Origin of the sequence: Pantoea piersonii, from assembly GCF_003612015.1 — a bacterium.
GTDB lineage: Bacteria > Pseudomonadota > Gammaproteobacteria > Enterobacterales > Enterobacteriaceae > Pantoea > Pantoea piersonii.
On record NZ_RARB01000004.1, the window covers coordinates 315663 to 338727 of the forward strand.

At 56.8% G+C, this 23065-nt stretch carries 20 protein-coding genes; 15 read left to right on the plus strand and 5 right to left on the minus strand.

Features of this window, described 5'->3' with window-relative positions:
* Together thrB and thrC are read left to right on the plus strand one after the other, a co-directional pair.
* The gene (gene thrB / locus D7S44_RS13485; protein WP_120455902.1) at window positions 1-930 is read left to right on the plus strand and encodes a homoserine kinase; all 930 of its coding nucleotides are present in this window, start codon (window positions 1-3) and stop codon (window positions 928-930) included.
* Window positions 931-933: 3 nt separating this feature from the next.
* Entirely contained in the window at window positions 934-2220 is a 1287-nt protein-coding gene (gene thrC / locus D7S44_RS13490) for a threonine synthase (protein ID WP_120455622.1), read from the plus strand.
* Between the two features lie 260 nt (window positions 2221-2480).
* On the opposite strand, the gene yaaA is transcribed toward thrC, so the two are convergent.
* Window positions 2481-3257 (minus strand): peroxide stress protein YaaA, encoded by a 777-nt coding sequence (yaaA, locus tag D7S44_RS13495; protein WP_120455624.1) that lies wholly within the window; start codon window positions 3255-3257, stop codon window positions 2481-2483.
* Between the two features lie 208 nt (window positions 3258-3465).
* Between yaaA and tal the strand changes: the two genes are divergently transcribed.
* The 3 genes from tal to D7S44_RS13510 all read left to right on the plus strand — a co-directional run bounded on the left by tal (window position 3466) and on the right by D7S44_RS13510 (window position 6532).
* Window positions 3466-4419 (plus strand): transaldolase, encoded by a 954-nt coding sequence (gene tal, locus D7S44_RS13500; protein ID WP_120455626.1) that lies wholly within the window; start codon window positions 3466-3468, stop codon window positions 4417-4419.
* 113 nt (window positions 4420-4532) lie between these two features.
* The gene (mog, locus tag D7S44_RS13505; RefSeq protein ID WP_120455629.1) at window positions 4533-5120 is read left to right on the plus strand and encodes a molybdopterin adenylyltransferase; all 588 of its coding nucleotides are present in this window, start codon (window positions 4533-4535) and stop codon (window positions 5118-5120) included.
* A gap of 110 nt (window positions 5121-5230) precedes the next feature.
* Window positions 5231-6532, plus strand: coding sequence for an MFS transporter (locus tag D7S44_RS13510; protein WP_120455631.1), 1302 nt, complete (start codon window positions 5231-5233; stop codon window positions 6530-6532).
* An 81-nt stretch (window positions 6533-6613) separates the two neighbouring features.
* On the opposite strand, the gene D7S44_RS13515 is transcribed toward D7S44_RS13510, so the two are convergent.
* From D7S44_RS13515 to D7S44_RS13525, 3 genes are read right to left on the minus strand one after another with little or no spacing between them, the layout of a single operon-like run.
* The gene (locus D7S44_RS13515) at window positions 6614-7912 is read right to left on the minus strand and encodes a cytosine permease (RefSeq protein ID WP_120455633.1); all 1299 of its coding nucleotides are present in this window, start codon (window positions 7910-7912) and stop codon (window positions 6614-6616) included.
* 20 nt (window positions 7913-7932) lie between these two features.
* The gene (locus D7S44_RS13520; RefSeq protein ID WP_120455635.1) at window positions 7933-8622 is read right to left on the minus strand and encodes a helix-turn-helix transcriptional regulator; all 690 of its coding nucleotides are present in this window, start codon (window positions 8620-8622) and stop codon (window positions 7933-7935) included.
* A 24-nt stretch (window positions 8623-8646) separates the two neighbouring features.
* Window positions 8647-9057, minus strand: a complete 411-nt coding sequence (locus D7S44_RS13525; protein WP_120455637.1) for a GNAT family N-acetyltransferase — start codon at window positions 9055-9057, stop codon at window positions 8647-8649.
* A 545-nt stretch (window positions 9058-9602) separates the two neighbouring features.
* Here D7S44_RS13525 and dnaK point away from each other — a divergent pair.
* From dnaK to nhaA, 3 genes are all read left to right on the plus strand, one after another.
* Window positions 9603-11516, plus strand: a complete 1914-nt coding sequence (gene dnaK, locus D7S44_RS13530) for a molecular chaperone DnaK (RefSeq protein WP_120455639.1) — start codon at window positions 9603-9605, stop codon at window positions 11514-11516.
* Between the two features lie 100 nt (window positions 11517-11616).
* Window positions 11617-12759: a molecular chaperone DnaJ gene (gene dnaJ, locus D7S44_RS13535; RefSeq protein WP_120455641.1), complete on the plus strand. Its 1143-nt coding sequence runs from the start codon at window positions 11617-11619 to the stop codon at window positions 12757-12759.
* A gap of 151 nt (window positions 12760-12910) precedes the next feature.
* Entirely contained in the window at window positions 12911-14083 is a 1173-nt protein-coding gene (gene nhaA / locus D7S44_RS13540; RefSeq protein WP_120455643.1) for a Na+/H+ antiporter NhaA, read from the plus strand.
* 59 nt (window positions 14084-14142) lie between these two features.
* Here nhaA and rpsT read toward each other — a convergent pair whose 3' ends face one another.
* Window positions 14143-14406 (minus strand): 30S ribosomal protein S20, encoded by a 264-nt coding sequence (rpsT, locus tag D7S44_RS13545; protein WP_033749434.1) that lies wholly within the window; start codon window positions 14404-14406, stop codon window positions 14143-14145.
* A 318-nt stretch (window positions 14407-14724) separates the two neighbouring features.
* On the opposite strand from rpsT, the gene ribF reads away from it, so the two are divergent.
* From ribF to carA, 7 genes are all read left to right on the plus strand, one after another.
* Entirely contained in the window at window positions 14725-15648 is a 924-nt protein-coding gene (gene ribF / locus D7S44_RS13555) for a bifunctional riboflavin kinase/FAD synthetase (protein WP_120455645.1), read from the plus strand.
* 28 nt (window positions 15649-15676) lie between these two features.
* Window positions 15677-18496: an isoleucine--tRNA ligase gene (gene ileS / locus D7S44_RS13560; protein ID WP_120455904.1), complete on the plus strand. Its 2820-nt coding sequence runs from the start codon at window positions 15677-15679 to the stop codon at window positions 18494-18496.
* Window positions 18496-18999 (plus strand): signal peptidase II, encoded by a 504-nt coding sequence (lspA, locus tag D7S44_RS13565; protein ID WP_120455647.1) that lies wholly within the window; start codon window positions 18496-18498, stop codon window positions 18997-18999. The genes ileS and lspA overlap by 1 nt, the downstream gene beginning before the upstream one ends.
* A 3-nt stretch (window positions 19000-19002) precedes the next feature.
* Window positions 19003-19473: an FKBP-type peptidyl-prolyl cis-trans isomerase gene (gene fkpB / locus D7S44_RS13570; protein WP_120455649.1), complete on the plus strand. Its 471-nt coding sequence runs from the start codon at window positions 19003-19005 to the stop codon at window positions 19471-19473.
* Window positions 19454-20407 (plus strand): 4-hydroxy-3-methylbut-2-enyl diphosphate reductase, encoded by a 954-nt coding sequence (ispH, locus tag D7S44_RS13575; RefSeq protein WP_120455651.1) that lies wholly within the window; start codon window positions 19454-19456, stop codon window positions 20405-20407. Before fkpB ends, ispH begins: the two co-directional genes overlap by 20 nt.
* 213 nt (window positions 20408-20620) lie before the next feature.
* Entirely contained in the window at window positions 20621-21436 is an 816-nt protein-coding gene (dapB, locus tag D7S44_RS13580; RefSeq protein ID WP_120455653.1) for a 4-hydroxy-tetrahydrodipicolinate reductase, read from the plus strand.
* A 469-nt stretch (window positions 21437-21905) separates the two neighbouring features.
* Window positions 21906-23054 (plus strand): glutamine-hydrolyzing carbamoyl-phosphate synthase small subunit, encoded by a 1149-nt coding sequence (gene carA / locus D7S44_RS13585; RefSeq protein WP_120455655.1) that lies wholly within the window; start codon window positions 21906-21908, stop codon window positions 23052-23054.
* Window positions 23055-23065 lie beyond the last annotated feature (11 nt).

Consider the following 23065-nt stretch of genomic DNA (forward strand, 5'->3'; position numbering starts at 1 on the left):
ATGGTAAAAATTTACGCACCGGCCTCGATTGGCAACGTCAGCGTCGGCTTCGATGTGCTGGGCGCGGCGGTGTCGCCGGTGGATGGGTCGCTGCTGGGCGACTGCGTCACGGTGGAAGCCGCGCAGCGCTTTTCGTTGCAGAACAGCGGACGCTTCGTCAGCAAACTGCCGGACGATCCCAAAGAGAATATCGTCTATCAGTGCTGGCAGCGTTTCTGCGAGGCGATCGGCGACGAGGTGCCGGTGGCGATGACGCTGGAGAAAAATATGCCGATCGGCTCTGGCCTCGGCTCCAGCGCCTGTTCGGTAGTGGCCGGTCTGATGGCAATGAACGAGTTTTGCGGCAAACCGCTCAGCGACACCCAGCTGCTGGCGCTGATGGGCGAGCTGGAAGGGCGGATTTCCGGCAGCGTGCACTATGACAACGTGGCGCCATGCTTCCTCGGCGGCATTCAGCTGATGCTGGAAGAGAATGGCATCATCAGCCAGTCTGTGCCGGGATTCGACGACTGGCTGTGGGTGATGGCCTATCCGGGCATTAAGGTCTCTACTGCCGAAGCGCGCGCGATTCTGCCCGCGCAGTATCGCAAAGAGGATGTGATTAAACATGGCCGCCTGCTGGCCGGCTTTATTCATGCCTGCCATAGCGGTCAGCCGCTGCTGGCCGCTAAACTGATGCAGGATGTGATCGCTGAACCTTACCGCACGAAGCTGCTGCCGGGCTTTGCCGAGGCGCGGCTGGCTGCCGCCGATATCGGCGCGCTGGCCTGCGGCATCTCCGGTTCCGGCCCCACGCTTTTCGCCGTTTGCAATCAGATGGAAACGGCGCAGCGGATGGCAGACTGGCTGCGCCAGCACTATCTGCAGAATGATGAAGGCTTCGTCCATATTTGCCGTCTTGATACGGCTGGCGCACGTAAACTGGGATAACGCATGAAACTCTACAACCTTAAGGATCATAACGAGCAGGTGAGCTTTTCGCAGGCGGTGAAACAGGGCCTGGGCTCACAGCAGGGGCTGTTCTTCCCGCTTGAGCTGCCGGAATTCGAGCTGACCGATATCGACGCGATGCTGGAAATGGATTTTGTCAGCCGCAGCAGCAAGATTCTCTCCGCCTATATCGGCGATGAAATCGCGCCGCATCAGCTGGCCGAACGTGTAAAAACCGCTTTTGCGTTTCCCGCGCCGGTGGCGAAAGTCAGCGAAGATATCTCCTGCCTTGAGTTGTTCCACGGCCCGACGCTGGCGTTTAAAGATTTCGGCGGCCGTTTTATGGCGCAGATGCTCTCTTACGTGTCAGGCGCGGACGAGCAAATTACCATCCTGACCGCGACCTCCGGCGACACCGGCGCGGCAGTGGCGCACGCCTTTTACGGTATGGAAAACGTGCGCGTGGTGATCCTCTACCCGCAGGGCAAAATCAGCCCGCTGCAGGAAAAACTGTTCTGCACGCTGGGCGGCAATATCGAAACCATCGCCATCGACGGCGATTTCGACGCCTGCCAGGCGCTGGTTAAGCAGGCGTTCGACGATGAAGAGCTGAAAAAAGCGATTGGCCTGAACTCCGCTAACTCCATTAACATCAGCCGCCTGCTGGCGCAGATCTGCTACTACTTCGAAGCGGTCGCGCAGCTGCCGCAGGAAAAACGCAATCAGCTGGTGGTGTCGGTGCCGAGCGGCAACTTCGGCGATCTTACCGCAGGCCTGCTGGCGAAATCGCTGGGTCTGCCGATTAAGCGTTTTATCGCCGCCACCAACGCTAACGACACCGTGCCGCGCTTTCTACAGGGCGGCAGCTGGACGCCGAACGCGACGGTCGCCACCCTGTCAAACGCCATGGATGTCAGCCAGCCGAATAACTGGCCGCGCGTGGAGGAGCTGTTCCGCCGTAAGACCTGGCGTCTGACCGATCTCGCCTACGGCGCGGTGAGCGACGAAACGACCGAAGCGACGATGCGCGAGCTGGCGGAGATCGGTTATATCTCCGAGCCGCATGCGGCTATCGCCTATCGCCTGCTGCGCGATCAGCTGCAGGAAGGGGAGTTTGGTCTGTTCCTCGGTACGGCGCATCCGGCGAAATTTAAGGAGAGCGTAGAGGCGATTCTGGGCCAGGCGCTGCCGCTGCCGCAGGAGCTGGCGGATCGCGCCGGGCTGCCGCTGCTGTCGCACAGTATGCAGGCTGATTTCGCGCCGCTGCGGGCGTTCCTTCTGAAGGCGTAACGGCTGACGGCGCGCCTGCTGTTAAGCGCGCCGGTTTACCCGGCTTTTGCAGGCATAAACCGGCGCGCTGCATTCCTGCTTAGTTATAAACAAGGTTAAAGGTCGCGCTGCTGTTGGCTTTTCCTGCCTCGATCCGCTCACTTGTCTGAATAGACTGCGCGCTGAACGCCAGCCACTGAACCTGGTACGCCCTATAGAGAGTGGCTAACACCGGCAATTCTGACTGTTAATTATTCTGGCTGAAGCGCAGCCAGAACACTTTACTTTTGCTCGTAGCGTTTAAAGACCAGTTCGTTCTCGCTGCTGCTGGCTTCATCGAAAAAATAGCCATCTACATCGAACGCTTTCAGCGCGTCGGGTGTGGTTAAGCGATGCTGGATCACATAGCGGCTCATCAGCCCGCGCGCCTTTTTAGCGTAAAAGCTGATCACCTTAAACGCGCCATTCTTTTCGTCGAGGAAGACCGGCTTCACCAGACGGCCTTTTAGCTGCTTCGGCTTAATCGCCCGGAAATATTCATCTGACGCCAGGTTAATCAGCACGTCGTCACCCTGTTGCTGCAGCGCGGCGTTGAGATTTTCCGTCAGCAGATCGCCCCAGAAGCTGTAGAGATCTTTGCCTGCCGGACTGGCCAGCTTAATGCCCATCTCCAGGCGGTAGGGCTGCATAAGATCGAGCGGGCGCAGCACGCCATATAAGCCAGACAGCATGCGCAGATGCTGCTGAGCAAAGTCGAAATCCGCTTCGCTGAAGCTCTCCGCCTGCAGACCGGTATAGACGTCGCCTTTAAACGCCAGAATGGCCTGGCGCGCATTTTCCGGCGTGAAATCAGGCTGCCAGCTGTTGAAACGTTCAGCGTTCAGATGCGCCAGCTTGTCGCTGATGCCCATAAGCGAAGCGATCTGCGCCGGTGAGAGATCGCGCGCCACCTCAATCAGCTGTTGTGATTTTTCTAACAGCGCAGGCTGGGTAAAACGCTGGGTCGCCAGCGGGCTGGTAAAATCGAGCGTTTTGGCGGGTGAGATCACCATTAACATAGTCGCTTCCTCGGTTATCCCTTGTCATGACAGGGAAACTGTTAATTATCAGGCTGCCGAGTGTAACAAAAAAGCCGCAGCGACAGGCAAATCACAGCCATTCGTTAGCGCTATCGTAAACGGCATCTGGCGACCTTGCGCCTCGGTTGCCGCATGATATTATCGCAACAGCCTTTTTCACCCTGACATTACACAAGAGACAAGAGACATGACGGACAAACTGACCTCCTTGCGTCAACTCACCACCGTTGTCGCTGACACCGGCGATATCGCAGCAATGAAGCTCTACCAGCCGCAAGACGCCACTACTAACCCTTCTTTGATCCTTAACGCCGCGCAAATTCCGGAATACCGCAAGCTGATTGACGAAGCGATTAGCTGGGCGCGCGAGCAGAACGGCAGCAAAGATGAGCTGATTTCGCTGGTGTCGGATAAGCTGGCCGTCAACATTGGTCTGGAAATCCTCAAGCTGATCCCCGGCCGTATCTCGACTGAAGTCGATGCGCGTCTCTCTTACGACACCGAAGGCAGCATCGCCAAAGCGCGCAGCCTGATTAAACTCTACAACGATGCGGGCATCAGCAACGACCGTATCCTGATCAAACTGGCGTCGACCTGGCAGGGTATCCGCGCAGCGGAGCTGCTGGAAAAAGAGGGCATCAACTGTAACCTGACGCTGCTCTTCTCCTTCGCTCAGGCGCGCGCCTGTGCGGAAGCGGGCGTCTTCCTGATTTCGCCGTTCGTCGGCCGTATTCTCGACTGGTACAAAAATAACACCGACAAGAAAGAGTACGCGCCGCATGAAGATCCAGGCGTGGTGTCAGTGTCTGAAATCTACAGCTACTACAAGCAGCACGGTTATGAAACCGTGGTGATGGGCGCGAGCTTCCGTAACACAGGCGAGATCCTGGAACTGGCGGGCTGTGATCGTCTGACCATCTCCCCGGCGCTGCTGAAAGAGCTGGCGGAGAGCGAAGGTACGGTCGAGCGTAAACTGAGCTATAGCGGCGAAGTCAAAGCGCGTCCGGCGAGAATGACCGAATCTGAGTTCCTGTGGCAGCATAACCAGGACCCGATGGCAGTTGCGAAGCTGGCGGAAGGTATCCGTAATTTCGCCGTCGATCAGGGCAAGCTTGAGAAAATGATCGCCGACCTGCTGTAATCTTTTGCCGTGGCGGCCAGGCCGCCACGGTTTTCTCTTTGCGCCACTTTCTATTATTCTTCCTGCTATTCCTCTCTTTTCACCGCTTTGCGGTCAACCCGGGTAACACATTCATGGATACTTTACGCATTGGCCTGATCTCCGTTTCCGATCGCGCCGCGAATGGCATTTATCAGGATCAGGGCATTCCCGCGCTGGAAGCCTGGCTCAGCAGCGCGCTGGCGACCCCTTTTACCACCGAAACCCGGCTGGTGCCGGATGAGCAGCCGCTGATTGAGCAGGCGATCTGCGAGCTGGTGGATGAGCGTTTCTGTCATCTGGTGCTGACCACCGGCGGTACCGGTCCGGCGCGCCGCGATGTGACGCCCGACGCGACGCTGGCGGTCGCCGATCGCGAGATGCCCGGCTTCGGCGAACAGATGCGCCAGATTAGCCTGCAGTTCGTGCCTACCGCGATTTTGTCGCGTCAGGTCGGCGTGATCCGTAAACAGTCGCTGGTGCTTAACCTGCCGGGACAGCCGAAGTCGATTAAAGAGACGCTGGAAGGGGTGAAGGATGCCGACGGCAAGGTAAAAGTGCCGGGTATTTTTGCTGCTGTACCTTATTGTTTACAGCTGCTGGAAGGTCCCTACGTTGATACGCATCGCGATGTGGTAGCAGCTTTTCGCCCTAAAAGCGCGATACGAGAGATAAATAACTAAATATTCGTCATTTCAGGCATAGCCTCTGGCGGCGCTGGTGTGGTGAAAGATGAACGGTATAGTAAGCCTGGATTTACAATTCCTCTTTTACCTCTGGAACCGGTACGCTTATGGATTCACAAGCTGCTCATCGCCTGAACGCTCAGGATTACAAAACGTTGTCGCTGGCCGCGCTCGGTGGCGCGCTGGAGTTCTACGACTTTATTATTTTTGTCTTTTTCGCCGCGGTTATCGGCGAACTCTTCTTTCCGCCTGACATTCCTGACTGGCTGCGCCAGCTGCAAACCTTTGCGATCTTCGCTGCTGGCTATCTGGCGCGTCCGCTGGGCGGTCTGATCATGGCGCATTTCGGCGACAAGGTCGGGCGCAAGAAAATGTTCAGCCTGAGCATCCTGCTGATGGCGCTGCCCACGCTGGCGATGGGCGTGCTGCCTACCTATGACTCGGCGGGCATTATCGCGCCGCTGCTGATGTTGCTGCTGCGCCTGTTGCAGGGAGCGGCTATTGGCGGCGAAGTGCCGGGCGCCTGGGTGTTTGTGGCGGAGCACGTGCCGGAAAAACGCATCGGTTTCGCCTGTGGCACGCTGACCGCCGGGCTGACAATGGGCATCCTGCTGGGATCGCTGGTCGCGACCGCTATCAACAGCAGCATGACGCCACAGATGGTCGCCAGTATCGGCTGGCGCATTCCTTTTTTTCTTGGCGGTCTGTTTGGGCTGCTGGCGATGTATCTGCGCCGCTGGCTGCATGAGACGCCGGTCTTTCAGCAGATGCAGCAACGCAAAATGCTGGCTGATACGCTGCCGCTGAAAACCGTGCTGACCCGCCATAAAGGTAGCGTTCTGCTCTCTATGCTGCTCACCTGGATGCTCTCCGCCTGTATTGTGGTGGTGATCCTGATGGCGCCTGCGCTGATGCAGAAACAGCACGGCATCAGCGCCGCGCTGAGTCTGCAGGCTAACTGCCTGGCGACGGTGATGCTGCTGGTGGGCTGCATAATCGCCGGATGGCTGGTGGACTGGATAGGCGCGGCGAAAACCCTGACAGGCGGCTCGCTGCTGCTGGCGGTCTGTAGCTGGCACTTCTTTGCCAGCCAGACGCCGGATGCCAACGGCCTCTTCTTTAACTATGGGCTGGCGGGGCTGAGCGTCGGCGTAGTGGGCGTGGTGCCCTTTTTGATGGTGCGCGCCTTTCCTGCGGCGGTGCGCTTCACCGGTATCTCATTCTCCTATAACGTCGCCTACGCCATCTTTGGCGGTCTGACGCCGATCTTCGTGACGCTGATCCTGCGGCTGACGCCGCTGGCGCCTGCCTGGTATGTGCTGGCGCTGGCGCTGACCGGGCTGATTATCGGGCTGTGGCTGCACAGTGCCGGACGGCAGGGCGCGCTGGCGAGTGAAACGCATCTGTAGTCAGTAATAGCCGCAGTATGCGACCCGCAGCTAATGCCTTAGCGATAAATTAACGCGCCTGTTTCCAGGCGCGTTACGCGCTTATTCGGCGGCTCTCTCTTTCGGCGTAACCGCCGCGCGCTTCATCAGCGGCGCGGTCAGCAGATAAACGAGGCAGGCAACGATAATCGAATTGAAAACCGGCACGCCGCGCTCAACCAGCAGCCCGGCGGCGCTGCCTGCGACGCTGGCGATCAGCGCAGGCCAGCCGATGAGCCGAGAAGTCGGCGGCAGCGCATTGCTGTCGCGGCTCTGCGCCAGCGTCTGGCGATCGGTTTTCAGCAGATAGTAATCGACAATCATTACGCCCAGCACCGGCGGGAAGACCACGCCCAGCAGCTCAAGAAAATCCACGAAGCGATCGAGAATACCCAGCACGGAGCAGAGCGTGCCAAGGAAACCCAGCAGCAGCGTAATCACGCTGTAGCGCGGTTTAAAGCCGGTCAGCCCTTCCGTGGCGTTGGCGATGCCCAGCGCCGAGGAGTAGAGGTTAAGGTCGTTGATGCGCAGGGTCGAGAAGACCACCGCGAACAGCCCCAGCGTGCTGGTGGTCTGGGTAATAATGGCAATAATGTCGGAGGTATGCAGCTCTTTCGCTATCAGGATAGCCAGCCCGTTAACGCCATACTCGCCTGCGAGGATGGTCAACAGCGTGATGGCGAAAACGTCTTTGCCGCTGCGTGAGAAACGCGTCAGATCCGGGGTCATCAGGCTGGCGAGAATGGCGCCGCCAATCACCATGGTAATGGCGGCGCTCACCGTAATGGTCTCCGTCGCGGCGACCGGCGGTATGCCGCTTCCCGTTTCACCGTGGAACGCGTGCCAGAAAATCCAGCCGACCAGCGCGATAAACAGCGGCACCGCCACGCGCGCGGTAAAGCGCAACGCCTTAAAGCCAAAGGCGACCAGCAGGGTCAGTACTGCGCCTGACAAGGAGGCGGACTGCGCGAAGCTCAGTTTGTCCCCGAGGGCGTAGCTTAGCGAGCGGGCGAAAACCGCATTCTGGATGCCAAACCAGCCCAGCAGGCTGACGGCGACCAGTAGTCCGATCAGAACCGAGCCGTGGCGGCCGAAGCCGCACCAGCGTGCCAGCAGAGTGCCTGATAAGCCTTCGCGCATCCCGGCATAGCCGAGCGCGAAAGTCAGAAAGCCAAACAGCAGGCTTGCCAGAGTGATGGCGGTAAAGGCTTCGCCGAGCGTCATGCTGTTGCCCAGCACGGCGCCGAGCATAAACTGATCGAGCGCGGTCAGCATGCCCATATGCACAATGGCGACGCTAAGCAGCGAGAGCCTTTCGCCCGCAGGCACCCGGCTCAACGGGTAGTCATCAAATTTACTCACAACAGGTTTTCCTTGCCGGTTTAAATAAAAGAGACGCCTTTACTGAGCAGTTTCTCTGGCAGATAGTTCTCCAGCGACTCAGCGCGGCAGTACTGCTCGAACTGTTGCAGCGAGTGCACGCCCGCCTTTTGGTAAAGGGTGGCGATGCGATTGCCGATGGTCTTCACGCTGAGGTTGTAAATCCTGGCGATCTCTTTGGCACTGAATCGCCTGAGCAGCAGAAAGATCACATCCAGTTCGGCAGGGGTAAAAAGAGGGTGTTCGAGCTGCGTCGTCAGCACAGAGGCCTTTTGCGGATGAATAAACGTCAGCGCGGTGATGCTCTCCAGCGGTCGTGCATTCCAGATGCAGCCCAGGAAAACGTTGCGGCTATCGAATACCGGATATTTTTCGCTGATAAAAGGTGTGAGATAGTTTTTGCCATACCAGTAATGGGTTTCTATAACCGCAACGCCGGTGTTCAGCGCTCTGGCTTTTGCATCATGCTCACAAAATTCATCAGCGCAGTCGCTCCAGGGCGTGGGAAACTCATTATCTTTTTTGCCCTCTAATGAATAGTTTTTCGGCGTGGCGGTATATAACCTCGCCGCGCTATTCATATATAGATGCTGCGACGCTGCATCTTTAAACCCCCATGGCGTGGGTAATAGATCCATGGTAGTGGCAAAGGCGGCAAGAAAATCGTCGATACTGCGATATGGGCTGCCCATAGCGCCTCGCTGATTAAGTGCGGGTTATAATCTTTTTGCCAGATAATAACGGGCAAAGCGCTGCGCATAGCCATCCTGTTCGCCATAGACGCGATAGCCGAGCTTTTCATAAAATCCGCGCGCCTGAAAGCTTAAGGTATCCACCACTGCCATATGGCAGCCACGGCTGCGCGCCTCTTCTTCGGCTTTTTGCATCAGCTGACGCCCTGTGCCGTGCTGGCGATGAGCCTCATCTATCCATAAATAGTGAATATCCAGCGTGCCGAACCAGGTGTGAGCCAGCAGGCCGCCCTTAATATGTTGATCGTCATCGTACAATATAACGTTCAACGGCTTCATATTAACGTCGGCGAAGCGGCTATTATGCTGCCAGAGCTGCTGAATAATATATTCTTCGGTCTGACGGTCCTCAATATGGCCGATCTTTATTTCCATATAATAATGCCCATATGATAGAAATATGAATAGAGACAGGAGGGATGGAAAACTTCCGGAATTTTCATTATTACCATGTGGCTCAGTCGGACGCAAGGGCTAATATTACCCCTGCGGAATAAAAGGGCTGATATTATGATAGCGGCAGTTGTTTGATGGATATGGCATCCGCATATTCGCTGACATCAGGGAAATCGACAAGTAATTTAGTTTTGCGATAATAACGATAATATATTTTTGTCAGTCCTGTGCTGGCCTGACTGCTCCACACCGTACTTGCTCAACACTGCGTTCACAAGGCCGCGCTTTGCGCGGCCTTTTTCTTTGCGTCAGCAACGTACGGACTGCGCGCGGCTCAGAAAAGGCTGGTCTGAAAAAAAATTTTCTTTTAACCCTTGATGCGCTTCGAAGCGGCCCCATTTAGTTGTCATCGAGCGTTGTGAGCCCGGAAAAAAAGCGAGTCACGGCGGTTGAAAGCCAACAAAGCGACCGCATTAAGGGGTCACAACCCAAATTGACAAAGAATTTAAGTGGGAGACGTTTAGATGGGTAAGATTATTGGTATTGACCTGGGTACAACCAACTCTTGTGTTGCGATCATGGACGGCACGAAAGCGCGCGTACTGGAGAATGCCGAAGGCGATCGCACCACGCCTTCAATTATTGCTTATACGCAGGATGGCGAAACTCTGGTGGGCCAACCGGCTAAACGTCAGGCGGTGACCAACCCGCAGAACACGCTGTTCGCTATCAAGCGTCTGATCGGCCGTCGTTTCCAGGACGAAGAAGTGCAGCGTGATATCAAAATCATGCCGTACAAAATTACCTCTTCCGACAATGGCGATGCCTGGCTGGAAGTAAAAGGTCAGAAAATGGCGCCGCCGCAGATCTCTGCGGAAGTGCTGAAAAAAATGAAAAAGACCGCAGAAGATTATCTTGGCGAGCCGGTCACCGAAGCCGTTATTACCGTTCCGGCCTACTTTAACGATGCGCAGCGTCAGGCGACAAAAGACGCCGGCCGTATCGCCGGTCTGGAAGTAAAACGCATTATCAACGAACCGACCGCAGCGGCGCTGGCCTACGGCCTGGATAAAGGTCAGGGCAACCGCACCATCGCGGTATACGACCTGGGTGGCGGTACGTTCGATATCTCTATTATCGAAATCGACGAAGTCGACGGTGAAAAAACCTTCGAAGTGCTGGCGACCAACGGTGATACACACCTGGGTGGTGAAGACTTCGACAGCCGTCTGATCAACTATCTGGTAGCGGAATTCAAGAAAGATCAGGGCATCGATCTGCACAACGATCCGCTGGCAATGCAGCGTCTGAAAGAAGCCGCAGAGAAAGCGAAAATCGAGCTCTCTTCCGCGCAGCAGACCGACGTTAACCTGCCGTACATCACGGCGGACGCAACGGGTCCGAAACACCTGAACATCAAAGTGACCCGCGCTAAGCTGGAGTCGCTGGTAGAAGATCTGGTCAGCCGTTCTATCGAACCGCTGAAAGTGGCGCTGCAGGATGCGGGACTCTCTGTTTCCGACATCAACGACGTCATCCTGGTCGGTGGTCAGACGCGTATGCCGATGGTGCAGGCTAAAGTGGCGGAGTTCTTCGGTAAAGAGCCGCGTAAAGACGTTAACCCGGATGAAGCGGTCGCCGTAGGCGCTGCGGTACAGGGCGGCGTGCTGGCGGGCGACGTAAAAGACGTACTGCTGCTGGACGTAACCCCGCTGTCGCTGGGTATCGAAACCATGGGCGGCGTGATGACTTCGCTGATCAGCAAGAACACCACGATTCCGACCAAACACAGCCAGGTGTTCTCAACGGCTGAAGATAACCAGTCTGCCGTGACCATTCACGTGCTGCAGGGCGAGCGTAAGCGTTCAAGCGATAACAAATCGCTGGGCCAGTTCAACCTGGACGGCATTCAGCCGGCACCGCGTGGTATGCCGCAGATCGAAGTAACCTTCGATATCGATGCGGACGGCATCCTGCATGTCTCAGCCAAAGACAAGAACAGCGGTAAAGAGCAGAAGATCACCATCAAAGCCTCTTCCGGCCTGAACGAGGATGAGATCGAAAAAATGGTTCGCGATGCAGAAGCGAACGCTGAATCGGATCGTAAGTTCGAAGAGCTGGTACAGACCCGTAACCAGGGCGACCAGATTGCGCACAGCACGCGTAAGCAGCTGGAAGAAGCGGGCGATAAACTCTCCGCCGACGATAAAGCGCCAATCGAGTCCGCACTGAGCGAGCTGGAAACGGCACTGAAAGGCGAAGACAAAGAGGCGATCGACGCTAAGATGCAGGCGCTGATGCAGGTTTCCAGCAAGCTGATGGAAGCGGCGCAGCAGCAGGCACAGGCGGGCGGCGCGGATGCAGCCGACGCTTCTGCGAAGAAAGACGACGACGTGGTCGACGCTGAATTCGAAGAAGTGAAAGACAACAAAAAATAATTGCCCCTGACCGGGCGCGACGGTTGGCCTGACAGCCGTTGAAACCAGCACGGGCGTAGGAGTTCTCTCCACGCCCGTGCGAGCATGTTAAGGGCTAAAAATGGCGAAGAGTGACTACTACGAGATTTTAGGCGTCTCCAAATCCGCGGACGAACGTGAAATTAAAAAGGCGTACAAACGCCTGGCGATGAAGTTTCACCCCGATCGCAATCCGGGTGATAAAGAGGCTGAAGCCAAATTTAAAGAGGTCAAGGAAGCCTACGAAATCCTGACCGACGCGCAGAAGCGCGCGGCATACGATCAGTACGGCCATGCGGCGTTTGAACAGGGCGGTATGGGCGGCGGTGGATTCGGCGGCGGCGGCTTCGGCGGCGGCGCGGACTTCAGCGATATCTTTGGCGACGTCTTCGGCGACATCTTTGGCGGCGGTCGTCGTCAGCGCGCAGCGCGCGGCGCCGATTTACGCTACAACATGGAGCTGACGCTGGAAGAAGCGGTGCGCGGCGTGACCAAAGAGATCCGCATCCCGACGCTGCAGGAGTGTGACGTTTGCCACGGCAGCGGGGCCAAAGCGGGCTCTCAGCCACAAACCTGTCCGACCTGTCATGGCGCAGGCCAGGTGCAGATGCGTCAGGGCTTCTTTACCGTACAGCAGGCCTGTCCGACCTGTCACGGCCGCGGTTCGGTGATTAAAGATCCGTGCAACGCCTGTCATGGCCACGGCCGCGTCGAGAAGTCGAAAACCCTGTCGGTGAAAATCCCCGCAGGCGTCGATACCGGCGACCGCATTCGTCTGAGCGGCGAAGGCGAAGCAGGAGAGCAGGGCGCGCCAGCAGGCGATCTCTACGTTCAGGTTTCGGTGAAGAAACACCCGATCTTCGAGCGTGAAGATAATAACCTTTACTGCGAAGTGCCGATTAACTTTGCGATGGCGGCGCTGGGCGGCGAAATCGAAGTACCGACGCTGGATGGCCGCGTGAAGCTGAAAGTACCGGCTGAAACCCAGACCGGCAAGCTGTTCCGTATGCGCGGCAAAGGGGTGAAATCGGTACGCGGCGGCGCGGTCGGCGATCTGCTGTGTCGTGTCGTGGTGGAGACGCCGGTCAATCTGAATGAAAAACAGAAAAAGCTGCTGCGCGATCTGGAAGAGAGCTTCGGCGGCCCGACCGGCGAGAACAACAGCCCGCGTTCAAAAAGCTTTTTCGACGGCGTGAAGAAGTTTTTTGACGACCTGACCCGCTAAACCGCACTCAGTGAAAATGAAGCCAGCGCTCTGTCGCTGGCTTTTTTTTGCCCGTCGTTACGCGATTAACCCACGCCTGATAATAAACCGCGATTACAACCTGTTATTATTATGACTCTGTACGTTTTTTATTTTCTGGGAAGGATGATTTGTGAATATCGGGCTTAAAAAATTGCTTAATAATGACGCCACCAGCGGCGTCGTGCTGATCCTGGCGGCTGCGCTGGCGATGTTTCTGGCGAATAACGCCGCTACGCAGCAGGCTTATCAAAACCTGCTGGCCGTGCCGGTAGAGTTTCGCTTTGGCTCGCTCGATATCAGCAAGAACCTGCTGCTGTGGATCAATGACGCGCTGATGGCGCTCTTCTTTCTGATGGTCGGCTTAGAAGTGAAGCGCGAACTGGTGATGGGCGCGCTGGCGAAGCGCGAGCAGGCGGTTTTCCCGCTGATTGCCGCGCTGGGCGGCATGCTGGTGCCGGGCCTGCTGTTTCTGGCGTTTAACGGCGCGGATGAGGCCACGCGCAGCGGCTGGGCGATTCCTACCGCCACCGATATCGCTTTTGCGCTGGGCATCCTCGCGCTGCTGGGCAGCCGCGTGCCGCCAGCGCTGAAAATCTTCCTGATGGCGCTGGCGATTATCGACGATCTCGGCGCGATTGTGATTATTGCGCTCTTCTACACCAGCGATATGTCGATGACGGCGCTGGGCGTCGCAGCGCTGGCGATTGTGGTGCTGGCGGCGATGAATCTGCTCAACGTGCGCAATACCGGGCTCTATCTGCTGGTCGGTATGGTGCTGTGGACCGCCGTGCTGAAGTCGGGCGTGCATGCGACGCTGGCGGGCGTCGTGGTGGGCTTCCTGATTCCGCTGAAAAAGGAGGAGGGACACTCACCGGCTATTCATCTTGAGCATGCGCTGCATCCCTGGGTGCGCTGGCTGATCCTGCCGCTGTTCGCCTTCGCCAATGCGGGCGTGTCGCTGGATGGCGTTCACGCAGGGGATATCTTCTCGCTGCTGCCGTTGGGGATTATGGCGGGACTGCTGATTGGCAAACCCGCAGGCATTACGCTCTTCTGCTGGCTGGCGGTAAAATTCAGGCTGGCATCGCTGCCGAAAAACACCCATCTCGCGGATATCGCCGCGGTCGGCGTGCTGTGCGGCATCGGTTTTACTATGTCGATTTTTATCGCCTCGCTGGCCTATGGCGAGAGCAATCCGCAGCTGATCACGCTGGCGAAGCTGGGTATTTTGCTGGGGTCGATTCTGTCGGCGGTAGCGGGCTATCTGATTCTGAGGCTGCGTCTGGCGCAACGTGCCGCTTAATTGAGACGAAAAAAAACCGGCTAAGCGCCGGTTCTTTTTACAAAGCGATAAACAAAGGCTTACGCCATTTTGTTGATCTGAGCAGTCAGGTTAGCTTTATGACGTGCAGCTTTGTTTTTGTGGATCAGACCTTTAGCAGCCTGACGGTCCACGATCGGTTGCATTTCGTTAAATGCGTTCTGCGCAGCAGCTTTGTCGCCAGCTGCGATCGCCGCGTATACTTTCTTAACGAAAGTACGCATCATAGAACGACGGCTCGCGTTATGCTTGCGACGTTTTTCAGATGTTACGGCGCGTTTCTTAGCTGATTTGATATTAGCCAAGGTCCAACTCCCAAATGTGTTCTATATGGACAAATCAAAGGCCGAGGACTATGCCTTTTGAGCCTTCTTTTGTCAATGGATTTGTGCAAATAAGCGTCGTTTTACAAACCACGCCCGGTTACGTAATTGATGGCGCAAGATTCTACCAGCTTCCCCTCCCTGAATACAGCCTTTCCCAACAAAATTCTCTGAGGAGAGGGCGACGCGCGCCAGCCCCGGAGAAATGGCGCGTTCTGCCCAGGAAAGGTGGCGTTGACGGGTTAACCTTCGCCGGTTTCAAGGGTATAATCCGCCGATTTCCACCGGTTTGAGTCAGCCATGAAGTTTATCCGCGGTATTCATAATTTAAACGAGCAGCATCGCGGCTGCGTCCTGACCATTGGTAACTTCGACGGCGTGCATCGCGGCCATCAGGCGCTGATGGCGCGCCTGTGCGAAGAGGGACGAAAACGCCAGCTCCCGGTGATGGTGATGCTGTTTGAGCCGCAGCCGCTTGAACTGTTTGCCGGAGACAAAGCGCCGGCGCGTCTGACGCGCCTGCGGGAGAAGCTGAAATTCCTGGCGGAGGCGGGCGTCGATCGCGTGCTCTGCGTACGCTTTGACCGTCGCTTCGCCGCGCAGTCGGCGCAGTGTTTTATCACCGATCTGCTGGTGGATAAGCTGGGCGTCAGGTACCTGGCGGTGGGGGATGATTTCCGCTTTGGCGCTGGTCGTCAGGGCGATTTCCTGTTATTACAGAAGGCCGGTGCCGAATACGGCTTTGATGTCGTCAGCACCGAAACCTTCTGCGACGGCGGCAAGCGTATCAGCAGCACCGCCGTGCGTCAGGCGCTGGCCGATGACGATTTAGCGCTGGCGCAAACGCTGCTGGGCCATCCTTTCAGTATCTCTGGCCGCGTCGTGCACGGCGATGCACTGGGACGCACCATCGGTTTTCCCACCGCGAATATCCCGTTACGCCGCGTTGTCTCGCCGGTGAAAGGCGTTTATGCGGTGGAGGTGCTCGGCCTGGGCGCGCCCGTTCCCGGCGTCGCTAATATCGGCACGCGTCCAACGGTAAAAGGATTGCGTCAGCAGCTTGAAGTTCACCTGCTTGACATCAATATCAATCTGTACGGAAAGCACATTGATGTGGTGCTGAAGCATAAGATACGTAACGAGCAGCGCTTTGCCTCACTGGAGGCGTTGAAAGAACAAATTGCGAAAGATGTGGTAACCGCCCGGCGCTTCTTTGGGCTTTAACCCCGCAAAATACGGAAACGAGAATCTGATGAGTGACTATAAATCTACCCTGAATTTGCCCGAAACGGGGTTCCCGATGCGCGGCGATCTTGCCAAACGCGAGCCGGGAATGCTGCAACGCTGGTATGATGACAACCTGTACGGCATCATCCGCGAAGCCAAAAAAGGGAAAAAAACCTTTATCCTGCATGACGGCCCTCCCTATGCGAACGGCAGCATTCATATTGGTCACTCAGTTAACAAGATTCTGAAAGACATTATCGTTAAGTCGAAAGGCATGGCGGGCTTCGATTCGCCTTACGTGCCGGGCTGGGACTGCCACGGTCTGCCGATCGAACATAAGGTCGAGCAGATGATCGGCAAGCCGGGCGAGAAAGTGACGCCAGCCGAATTCCGCGAAGCGTGCCGCAAGTACGCCGCTGAGCAGGTAGAAGGGCAGAAAGCGGACTTTATCCGCCTTGGCGTGCTGGGTGACTGGGAGCGTCCTTACCTGACGATGAACTTCCAGACCGAAGCCAACATCATTCGCGCGCTGGGCAAGATCATCGGCAACGGCCATCTGCATAAAGGCGCCAAGCCGGTGCACTGGTGTCTGGACTGCCGTTCTGCGCTGGCGGAAGCGGAAGTCGAATACTATGACAAAACCTCGCCTTCTATCGATGTGATGTTCAACGCGGTGGATCGCGACGCGGTACGCGCTAAATTTGGCGACGCGCCGGTGAACGGCCCGATCTCGCTGGTGATCTGGACCACCACGCCCTGGACCATGCCGGCTAACCGCGCCATCTCGCTGCATCCGGAGTTCGATTATCAGCTGGTGCAGATCGACGGGCGCGCGCTGATCCTTGCGAAAGAGCTTACTGAGAGCGTGCTGAAGCGCGCAGGCGTTACCGAGTGGACCGTGCTGGGCGAATGCAAAGGCGCGGCGCTGGAGCGTCTCACCTTTCAGCATCCTTTCCTGGTGAATATTCAGTCGCCGGTGGTGCTGGGCGAGCACGTGACGCTCGACGCCGGTACCGGCGCCGTGCATACCGCACCGGGCCACGGTCCGGACGACTATGTCATCGGCCAGAAATATGGCATCGAGGTGGCGAATCCGGTGGGGCCGGACGGCACCTATCTGCCAGGCACCTATCCGACGCTCGACGGCCTGAATGTATTCAAGGCTAACGACGTCATCGTCGAGCTGCTGAAAGAGAAAGGCGCGCTGCTGCATGTGGAAAAGCTGCTGCACAGCTACCCGCACTGCTGGCGTCATAAAACGCCGATTATCTTCCGTGCGACGCCGCAGTGGTTTATCAGCATGGATCAGAAAGGGCTGCGCGCGCAGTCGCTGAAAGAGATCAAAGGCGTTCAGTGGATCCCGGACTGGGGTCAGGCGCGCATCGAAGCGATGGTAGCGAACCGTCCTGACTGGTGTATCTCTCGTCAGCGCACCTGGGGCGTGCCGATGGCGCTGTTCGTGCATAAAGAGACCGAGCAGCTGCATCCCGATACGCTGGCGCTGATGGAGAAAGTCGCGCAGCGCGTTGAGCAGGATGGCATTCAGGCGTGGTGGGATCTCGATCCGCGCGACCTGATGGGCGACGACGCCGACAACTATGTGAAGGTGCCGGATACGCTGGACGTCTGGTTCGACTCCGGCTCTACCAGCTATGCCGTCGTCGACGCGCGTCCGGAATTTGGCGGCCACTCTGCCGACATGTATCTGGAAGGCTCCGACCAGCATCGCGGCTGGTTTATGTCATCGCTGATGATCTCTACCGCGATGAAGGGCAAAGCGCCTTATCGTCAGGTACTGACCCACGGCTTTACCGTGGATGGTCAGGGCCGCAAGATGTCCAAGTCGATCGGCAACACCGTATCGCCGCAGGACGTGATGAACAAACTGGGCGCGGATATTCTGCGTCTGTGGGTCGCCTCTACCGACTATTCCGGCGAGATGGCGGTCTCCGACGAGATCCTGAAACGCTCCGCCGACGCCTATCGTCGTATCCGTAACACCGCGCGCTTCCTGCTGGCGAACCTTAACGGCTTCAACCCAGAGACCGATATGGTTAAACCGGAAGAGATGGTGGTGCTGGATCGCTGGGCGGTTGGTCGCGCGCAGGCTGCGCAGGCGGATATTGTCGCTTCTTACGAAAACTATGACTTCCATGAAGTTATCCAGCGCCTGATGCAGTTCTGCTCGGTAGAGATGGGTTCTTTCTATCTGGATATCATCAAGGATCGCCAGTACACCGCGAAAGGCGACAGCCTGGCGCGCCGCAGCTGTCAGACTGCGCTGTGGCACATCGTTGAGGCGCTGGTGCGCTGGATGGCGCCGATCATGTCCTTTACCGCTGATGAAATCTGGGGCTATCTGCCGGGCAAACGCGCGCAGTACGTCTTCACAGAGGAGTGGTATGACGGCCTGTTTGGTCTGTCGCAGGATGAAGCGCTGAACGATGCCTACTGGGCGGAGCTGCTGAAAGTGCGTGGTGAAGTCAACAAGGCGATCGAGCAGGCGCGCAGCGACAAGCGTATCGGCGGCGCGCTGGAAGCGACCGTCACGCTCTATGCCGATGCGGCGCTGGCGGCGAAGCTGCAGGCGCTGGGCGACGAGCTGCGCTTTGTGCTGCTGACGTCGGGCGCGACGGTGGCGGATTACGCGCTGGCCAGCGAAGAAGCGCAGCAAAGCGAACTGGTAAAAGGTCTGAAAATCGCGCTGCACAAAGCAGAAGGCGAGAAGTGCCCGCGCTGCTGGCATTACACTACGGACGTCGGCCAGAACGCGGAGCATCTTGCCGTGTGCGGTCGTTGTTATACCAACCTGGCCGGTAACGGCGAAGAGCGTAAATTTGCCTGATGCGTAAACCTATTCTCTCAACCGGCTTACGCTGGGTATGGCTGGTGCTGGCGGTAATCCTGGTCGATTTCGCCAGCAAACAGTGGGTGATGAACAACATGATGCTGCATGAAACGCAGCCGCTGATGCCGTTCCTCAACCTGTTCTACGCGCACAACTACGGTGCGGCGTTCAGCTTCCTGGCGGATAAAGGCGGCTGGCAGCGCTGGTTCTTCGCTGGCATCGCCATCGCTATCGTGGTGGCCTTGCTGGTGATGATGTACCGCAGCCGCGCCAGCCAGAAAATCGTTAATATCGCCTACGCGCTGATTATCGGCGGCGCGGCAGGCAACCTGTTCGATCGTGCTTATCACGGATTTGTCGTCGACTTTATCGACTTCTATATTGGTGACTGGCACTTCGCCACCTTTAATATCGCTGACTGCGGCATCTGTATCGGCGCCGCGTTAGTGGTGCTGGAGGGCTTTTTCAGCCCGTCCGGCAAACAGGCAAAACAAGGGTAAGCCATGACAGTCTCTGTACAGCGCGACAGCGCAGTGCTGCTGCATTTCACGCTGAAGCTGGAGGACGGCTCTGTTGCGGAGTCGACCTCCGCTTCCGGCAAACCGGCGCTGTTCCGTCTGGGCGACGGCAGCCTTTCCGCTGCGCTGGAGCAGGAGCTGCTGGGACTGAAGGCGGGAGACAAGCACGCCTTTACGCTGGAGCCGGAAGCGGCTTTCGGCACCGTCAGCCCCGATCTGATCCAGTACTTTTCGCGCCGCGATTTCATTAATGCGGGCGAGCCGGAAATCGGCGCCATTATGCTCTTTACCGGCATGGGCGGCAGTGAAATGCCTGGCGTGATCCGCGATATTTCCGGCGATTCCATTACGGTAGATTTCAATCATCCGCTGGCCGGTCATCAGGTTCATTTCGATATCGACGTGCTGGAAGTCGATCCGGTACTGGAGGCAAACGATGCAAATCCTGCTGGCTAACCCGCGCGGCTTCTGCGCTGGCGTCGATCGCGCCATCAGCATCGTCGAGCGTGCGCTGGAGATGTACGGCGCGCCGATTTATGTGCGTCATGAAGTGGTGCATAACCGCTACGTGGTAAACAGCCTGCGCGAGCGCGGCGCGATCTTTATTGAAGAGATCAGCGAAGTGCCGGATAACGCCATACTGATTTTTTCCGCGCACGGCGTCTCGCAGGCGGTTCGCGCGGAAGCGAAGGCGCGCAGCCTGACGATGCTGTTCGACGCCACCTGTCCGCTGGTGACCAAGGTTCATATGGAGGTCGCGCGCGCCAGCCGCAAAGGCGTGGAAGCGATCCTGATCGGCCATGCGGGCCACCCGGAAGTGGAAGGCACCATGGGCCAGTACAGCAACCCTAACGGCGGCATGTATCTGGTGGAGTCGCCGGAAGATGTGTTTAAGCTGCAGGTAAAGGATGAGAGTAATCTCTGCTTTATGACGCAGACCACACTGTCGGTTGATGACACCTCTGATGTGATCGATGCGCTGCGCACCCGTTTTCCGGCGATTATCGGCCCGCGCAAGGATGATATCTGCTACGCCACCACCAACCGTCAGGAAGCGGTGCGCGTGCTGGCACGCGATGCGGAGGTGGTGCTGGTGGTCGGATCGAAGAACTCCTCAAACTCTAATCGCCTGGCGGAACTGGCGCAGCGTGCCGGCAAGCTGGCGAAGCTCATCGATTCCGCGGACGATATTCAGGAAGAGTGGGTAAAAGGCGTAGAGTGCATCGGCGTGACGGCTGGGGCATCCGCGCCGGATGTTCTGGTGCAGCAGGTGATCCAGCGTCTGCGCGAGCTGGGCGGCGAGGCGGTGATCGAACTGATCGGACGCGAAGAGAACATCGTGTTTGAAGTACCCAAAGAGCTGCGCGTCGAAGTACGCAACGTGCAGTAACGCACGGGTATCCGCTTGCTGAAAGGCCGACTCTGTTCGGCCTTTTTTATTGGCTAAACGTCGCCGTCCCTTCAACGGAATTGCTTTTACTGATAATCGGTAAGCGCTACCCTGAAATTCTTATTATCCCCTGTTAATAGTGGCGTGTCTGTTAACTGACCGTTAACCTGATAACGCTTTGCATGCATAGATTTGTATCAGGAATGAATAAATATGAGTAATTACCGCATTGCCGTCGTAGGCGCGTCTGGCCGTATGGGGCGCAACCTGATTGAAGCGACGCACCAGACAGAAGGCGTCGAACTGGGCGCAGCGCTGGTACGCCCAGGCTCTTCGCTGGCAGGCAGCGACGCTGGCGAACTGGCCGGAGTGGGCAAAAACGGTGTCATCATCACGGATGATTTACGCAGCGTAATGGATGATTTCGACGTGCTGGTGGATTTCACTCGCCCTGAAGGCACGCTCCACTATCTGGCGCTGTGCCGCGAATACAACAAGGCGATGGTAATCGGCACAACCGGTTTTGACGAGGCGGGCAAAGCCGCCATCCAGGCGGCTTCCGCTGATATCGCTATCGTGTTTGCCGCCAACTTCAGCGTCGGCGTAAATCTGGTGCTTAAGCTGCTGGAGAAAGCGGCGAAGGTCATGGGCGACTACGCTGATATCGAAATCATCGAAGCGCACCATCGTCATAAAGTCGATGCCCCTTCCGGCACTGCGCTGGCGATGGGTGAAGCCATTGCTGATGCCATGAGCTGGAATTTGAAAGATCACGCCGTTTACGCGCGCGAAGGCCATACCGGCGAACGTAAACCGCAGACTATCGGCTTCGCCACAGTGCGCGCGGGCGATATCGTCGGTGAACATACCGCAATGTTTGCTGATACTGGCGAGCGCGTAGAGATAACCCACAAGGCTTCCAGCCGTATGACCTTTGCAAATGGGGCGGTTAAGGCGGCATTGTGGCTTAAAGAGCGCCAAAACGGGCTTTATGATATGCGAGATGTGCTGGATTTATCGATCTTGTAATTGATTTCTACCCTCGTGATGTGGTTATTTCAATCTGTAATCTGTTGATTGGAAAGGGCGATATTTTTATCGCCCTTAATTTTGTTATAAAATAAGCTTTACTATACTTTTTTTAATCCTATCTCTGTAAATTAAGATTTTTCCCCTCTCTTCAGTCTGTAAAAAGAACAATTTTGACCAAATGGTCAAAAAAAAGAGGCTTCAGACACCCGGTTTATCTTTTTTTGGTCAGGCAACCGATTATTCCGCCTGTTAATCTCTCTTTTTCACGCCTTATGTCGCGTTTTAACATTCAGTGACCCGAAAAGGGTAAAAAAATCGCTGTTCAGGGTAGACAATCAGCAGGGCGATCATTAGAATGCGCGCAATTTGCCAAAAATCGACCATTCAGGCGGTTTTTGCCTTGATTCAGGGCCAAATTTTGAATTAATATGCAAATATTGTGACTGTTTATTCCCTGGAGGATGTTTTGATTAAGTCAGCGCTCTTGGTTCTGGAAGACGGAACCCAATTCCACGGTCGGGCCATAGGGGCAACGGGATCGGCAGTGGGGGAGGTCGTTTTCAATACGTCAATGACCGGTTATCAAGAAATACTCACTGATCCCTCCTATTCCCGCCAGATCGTCACCCTCACTTATCCCCATATCGGCAATGTTGGCGTTAACGCCGCCGACGCAGAGTCCACCCAAATTCACGCACAAGGCCTGGTTATTCGCGACCTGCCGCTGCTTGTCAGCAACTTCCGCAGTGAAGAGAGCCTGTCAGCTTACCTGCAGCGCAATAACATCGTCGCTATTGCCGATATCGACACTCGCAAGCTGACGCGCCTGCTGCGCGAAAAAGGGGCGCAAAACGGCTGCATTATCGCGGGCGATAACCCGGACGCCGCGCTGGCGCTGCAGAAAGCCCAGGCGTTCCCGGGTCTGAAAGGGATGGATCTGGCGAAAGAGGTCACAACGGCGGAAACTTACAGCTGGCAGCAGGGTTCATGGACGCTGGAATATGGGCTGCCGCAACCGCAGAGCGCAGAGGCGCTGCCGTATCATGTCGTCGCTTACGATTACGGCGTTAAATTCAATATCTTTCGCATGCTGGTGGATCGCGGCTGCCGCCTGACGGTTGTGCCGGCGCAGACGCCAGCCGATGAAGTGCTGAAGCTTAATCCAGACGGCATTTTCCTCTCTAACGGACCGGGCGATCCGGAGCCGTGCGATTACGCCATCAGCGCGATTAAAACTTTCCTTGAAACCGAAGTCCCGGTGTTCGGCATCTGCCTTGGCCATCAGCTGCTGGCGCTGGCGAGCGGTGCGAAAACCGTGAAAATGAAGCTCGGCCACCACGGCGGCAACCATCCGGTGCAGGATCTCGACAACAACAGCGTCATGATCACCGCGCAAAACCATGGCTTCGCCGTCGATGACGCCAGCCTGCCTGCGAATCTGCGCGTGACGCATATTTCGCTGTTCGACAAAACGGTGCAGGGCATTCACCGCACTGACAAACCGGCGTTCAGCTTCCAGGGGCACCCGGAAGCGAGCCCGGGCCCGCATGATGCAGCGCCGTTGTTTGACCACTTTATTGAACTGATCGAAGCCTACCGTTCGAAAGCCAGGTAATCAGGAGCCCG